This is a genomic window from Cellulomonas septica (genome assembly GCF_012396155.1).
Classification (GTDB): domain Bacteria; phylum Actinomycetota; class Actinomycetes; order Actinomycetales; family Cellulomonadaceae; genus Cellulomonas; species Cellulomonas septica.
Window position 1 is genome coordinate 1 of record NZ_JAAXOY010000293.1, and the last position, 4,270, is coordinate 4,270.

General features: G+C 74.8%; 5 protein-coding genes. 2 read left to right on the top strand and 3 right to left on the bottom strand.

Going from position 1 to position 4,270, the window contains the following annotated elements; genetic code table 11:
• Positions 1 to 1,451 (top strand): lipase family protein (locus HGA02_RS11805; RefSeq protein ID WP_484482050.1); only part of this gene is annotated, 1,451 nt, incomplete at its 5' end.
• Between the two features lie 37 nt (positions 1,452 to 1,488).
• Here the strand turns inward: HGA02_RS11805 and HGA02_RS11810 are convergent.
• On the bottom strand, positions 1,489 to 1,869 hold the full coding sequence (locus HGA02_RS11810) for a phage holin family protein (RefSeq protein ID WP_168679173.1): 381 nt from the start codon (positions 1,867 to 1,869) through the stop codon (positions 1,489 to 1,491).
• Here HGA02_RS11810 and HGA02_RS21455 point away from each other — a divergent pair.
• The gene (locus HGA02_RS21455; RefSeq protein ID WP_281357163.1) at positions 1,868 to 2,590 is read left to right on the top strand and encodes a DUF6318 family protein; all 723 of its coding nucleotides are present in this window, start codon (positions 1,868 to 1,870) and stop codon (positions 2,588 to 2,590) included. The genes HGA02_RS11810 and HGA02_RS21455 overlap by 2 nt on opposite strands.
• 49 nt (positions 2,591 to 2,639) lie before the next feature.
• Here the strand turns inward: HGA02_RS21455 and hisC are convergent, their stop codons facing one another.
• Together hisC and HGA02_RS11825 are read right to left on the bottom strand one after the other, a co-directional pair.
• Positions 2,640 to 3,707 (bottom strand): histidinol-phosphate transaminase, encoded by a 1,068-nt coding sequence (hisC, locus tag HGA02_RS11820; protein ID WP_168679175.1) that lies wholly within the window; start codon positions 3,705 to 3,707, stop codon positions 2,640 to 2,642.
• Between the two features lie 62 nt (positions 3,708 to 3,769).
• The coding region (locus HGA02_RS11825) for a hypothetical protein (RefSeq protein ID WP_210728479.1) at positions 3,770 to 4,270 on the bottom strand (501 nt) is incomplete at its 5' end.

Sequence of the window (4,270 nt, forward strand, 5' to 3'; positions counted from 1 at the left end):
CCGACCACCTCGACCTCGCCGACCGCGCGCTCGCGGTCGCGGTGGACGCCGCTCGTCCCGCGCTGCTGACCGACGAGGGCAGGGCCGCGTCCGCCGCGCTGCACTCCGCGCGGGAGGGGGCGGCGTCGCCACGTCGCTGTGCGGACGAGGCCCGCGCCCTGGGGCGTCGCGTCCGTGCCGCGGTCGTCACCTACGACTCGGCCGAGTCGGGCGTCCACCGGCTGATGCGCGTCGTCGTCGGTGGTGAGCCGACGCTCGACAGGCTGTTCCCGACGCTGCCGCTGGTCCGTCCGCTGCTCGGCGTCGCCGCCGTTGGCACGGCGTCGGTCGCGCTGCGTGCCGTCGTGCTCGACACCACCCTGCGCGCCGCGTGGGCGCTGCCCTCAGGTCGTGCCGACGACGTGGTCCGCGAGCGCATGCGGGCCCTCCAGCGGCTCGCCGCGGTGCTCGTGGCCGACGGGCGGGCCGAGCTGCTGACCCTCGGGCTCGCGACCACGCTCCTCGGGCCGACGGCCTCGCGCGTGCCGCCGGACCTGCGGGTGCCGATGCTGGTCCGCCAGCTCGCGTGGCTGCTCCCGGACCCGAGCCCCACGGTCGTCGTCCCGCGTGTGGGTGCGGCGCAGCTCCCCGCGCCCCGGGACCTCGCCATGGTCGTCGCGAACATCGCGCTCAGCTATCGCGACGGGTCGGTGGCGGCGGTGCCGGGGACGCCGGACGGCACGGTCTCGATCCAGCGGCTCGTCAAGCCCGACGGTTCGGTGTCGTGGGTCGTCGAGATCCCGGGGACGCAATCGCCGTCGCTGAACGGGGTCAACCCGATGGACGCCGGGACCGACGCGCTGCTCGAGGCAGACCTGCCGGAGTCGATGACGCCGGCGGTGATCGAGGCGATGCGGCTCGCGGGCATCCGGGAGGACGACCCGGTGATGCTCGCCGGCCACAGCCAGGGCGGCATGGTCGCGACCAGTGTGGCCACGGCCCTCGCGGGGACCTACCGGATCGCCGCCGTGCTGACGGTCGGGTCGCCGGACATCCCACGCGGACCGATGCCTGCGGGGGTCCAGGTGCTGCACGTCCGCGACAGCGGGGACATCGCGCCGCAGAGCGACGGGCGGCCCGACCGCGGGTCGCGGAACGTCCGCATCGTCACGGGCGACGCCCAGGAGGCGGGAGCACCGCCGGTCCGGAACCTCGTCGAGGCGCACAGCGTCGCCCGGTACGTGCGCCTGACCGAGGCCGTCGAGGCCGAGCTCGACGACCCCCAGCTCCGCGACTTCGCGCGAGCCGCGGAGACGGTGCTCGGACCGCCGGGCACCACCGCGACGACCCTGCAGTTCGTCGCCACGCGCGACCCGGACGTCGTCGCGACCGACCCGCTCACCGGGCTGCCGCGTCCCGACCGGCTCGCGCAGGGCGGCCCGCTGACCGCGCCGCCGGGGAGCTCCCGGTGACGGCGTCCGAGACCGCAGGGCCCCTGGTGCCGGGGGCTCAGTCCCGGTCGCCCGGGATGATGACCGAGAGGACGAAGCTCACGATGGAGATGATCAGCGCCCCCAGCACGGCGGTGCCGAAGTTGTCGATGCGCAGACCCCAGCTCGTCTGCTCCGTGATCCACGCGGTGAGCATGAGCATCAGGGCGTTCACCACGAGCGTGAACAGGCCGAGCGTCAGGATGTACAGGGGGATCGACAGGAACGCGACGATCGGCTTCACCACCGCGTTGACGATCCCGAAGACGAGCGCGATGAGCAGGATGATCGCCACCTGCTCGAGGTTGGAGTCGGCACCGACGATCGTCAGGCCTGACAGGACGAGGGTCGCGAGCCAGATCGCGACGCCGTTGATCAGCACCCTCACCACGAACGACATGCGTCGATCCTGCCATCGGCACCTGCTCGCGTGCGCCTTGTCGGAGCGGCTCGTCTCGTCGGGACGGCTCGCCGGGCGACGTCACGCCACGCGGCTCGCCGTGGTGGTGGCGGCGACAGCCTCGCTGACGGCATGCACGGGACCCGCGCCTACCGCGAGCACCGATGCGCCGGCGGCGGCTGTCGCGACCGCCGCACCGACCCCCGACCCGTCGCGGCGACCCGCGGGGCCTGAGCGGACGACGTCCGGCGAGTCGTCGACGGAACGCGTCCTGCCCGGCCGGGCGGCTCCCGCACCGGAGCAGCCGGCCGCGATGGCCGTCGGCGACAGCACCGGCGCCCTCGCCGCCGTCGAGCACGTCTTCGACCTCTGGACGCATGCGCGGATGACGGGCTCCGTCACGGCGCTGGAGGGGACGTACGCGGACACGTGCGGCGTCTGCGTCGAGGTCGCCGAACGGGTCGTCACGCTCGCCGCGAGCGGCATCACCGAGGTGGACGGTGGGCTGACGCTCGTCGACCCGGCGACGACCGAGGCCGTCCCGGGATCCTGGTACGCAGTCACGGGAGTGCTGGTCGAGGACGACGCGCAGGTCGTGGACGGTGACGGGGTGGTCGTCGACCTCGTCGACGGCGGTCGGTACGACATGCTCGCCACGCTCAGCTGGTACGAGGGGGCGTGGCGCGTCGAGTCGATGAACCTGTACGCGACGACGTCGTGACGGTCACCGCCGGGCGGGACTGCGGGTCGTGCCGTCTCCGGGCGGCGATTCAGCGGCGGTGGGCGTCCGCCGCGACCTCGAGGAACAGGTCCGTCGCCTCCGGCTCGCCGACGCTCACGCGGACGCCGTCGCCCGCGAACGGGCGGACCAGCACGCCGGCGCGGGTGCAGCGCTCCGCGAACGACGACGCGTGGTCGCCGAGCGGCAGCCAGACGAAGTTCGCCTGCGAGTCGGGGACCGTCCAGCCCTGGGCGCGCAGCCCGGCGAGCATGCGGGCGCGCTCGACCACGATCGCGTCGACGCGGTGTAGCAGCTCGTCACGGGCCCGCAGCGACGCCAGCGCGGCGAGCTGCGCGACGTGCGAGACCCCGAACGGCGTCGACGCCGCGCGGATCCCCGCCGCGAGTCGGGGACGGGCGACCGCGAAGCCCACGCGCAGACCGGCCAGGCCGTATGCCTTCGAGAACGTGCGGAGGAGGACGACGTTGGGGTGCTCGGCGAACACCGCGAGGCCGTCGGCGGCTCGGTCGTCGCGGACGAACTCGACGTACGCCTCGTCGACGACCACGAGGACGTGCGACGGGACGGCGGCGAGGAAGCCCGCGAGCTCGTCGGCGTGCACCGCCGGGCCTGTCGGGTTGTTCGGCGTGCAGACCAGCACGGCCTTGGTCCGCGGCGTCACGGCCTTCGCCATCGCCTCGAGGTCGAGCCGCCCGTCGGCACCGACGGGGACGCGCACGCCCTCCGCCCCGGCGAGCGAGACCGCGATCGGGTACGCCTCGAACGACCGCCACGGGAAGACGACCTCGTCGCCCGCCTCGCACACCGCGGTGAGCACGTGACCGAGCGCCGCGACCGAGCCGCAGCCGGTGACGACGTTCTCCGGGGCGACGCCGAGCGACGTCGCGATCGCCTCGACCAGCTCGGTCGCGTACATGTCCGGGTACCGGTTGACGTCGACGGCCGCGTCCGCGATCGCCGCGACGACCGACGGCAGCGGCGGGTACGGGTTCTCGTTCGACGACAGCTTGTACGCGGCCGCACCGACGGGGGCGCGAGCTCCGGGGACGTACGGCGGGAGGTCGGCGAGGGCCTTGCGCAGCGGGACTCGGCTCACGGCTCCAGCATGCCACCGGGTCGCGGGCCGCCCGACGCAGACGGGCCGGTCGGCGGGACGGGTCAGGCGATCGAGCGGCGGCGGACCGAGGCGCGGACCGTCGGCCGTGCGGGCTGCGCGTGCGGCAGAGCGACGCGGGGGCGGCTGCGGAGCTCCTCGGGCGTCGGCGTGGGCAGGCGGTCCTGGAGGTGCGCGAGCACCTCCATGAGGTTCGCGATGTCGCCCTCGACCGTGTCGTCGTCGCTCTCGCCGGCGGGGATGCGCACCGTCACGCGGGAGCCGGGACCCGACGCGCGCTCCGGACGGTCGACGTCACCGGCGGAGAGGCGTGCCGCTGGAGCGTCGAGCTGGTCGTCGGCGACGAGGTCGACCGCAGGAGCGTCCGCCTCGGCGGGGGTCGGGGCGGCGGGGTCGGCCGACCACGGCGTCGCCGGGAGCGGCGCGTGCGTGACGGTCACGCCGAGCGCGGTGAGGAAGGCCGTCGCCCGGTGGACGGTGAGGGCGCGGTCCTCCAGCTCGAGGGCGGTCAGGGCGAGCCGCACGTCGTGCTCGGAGACCACGTG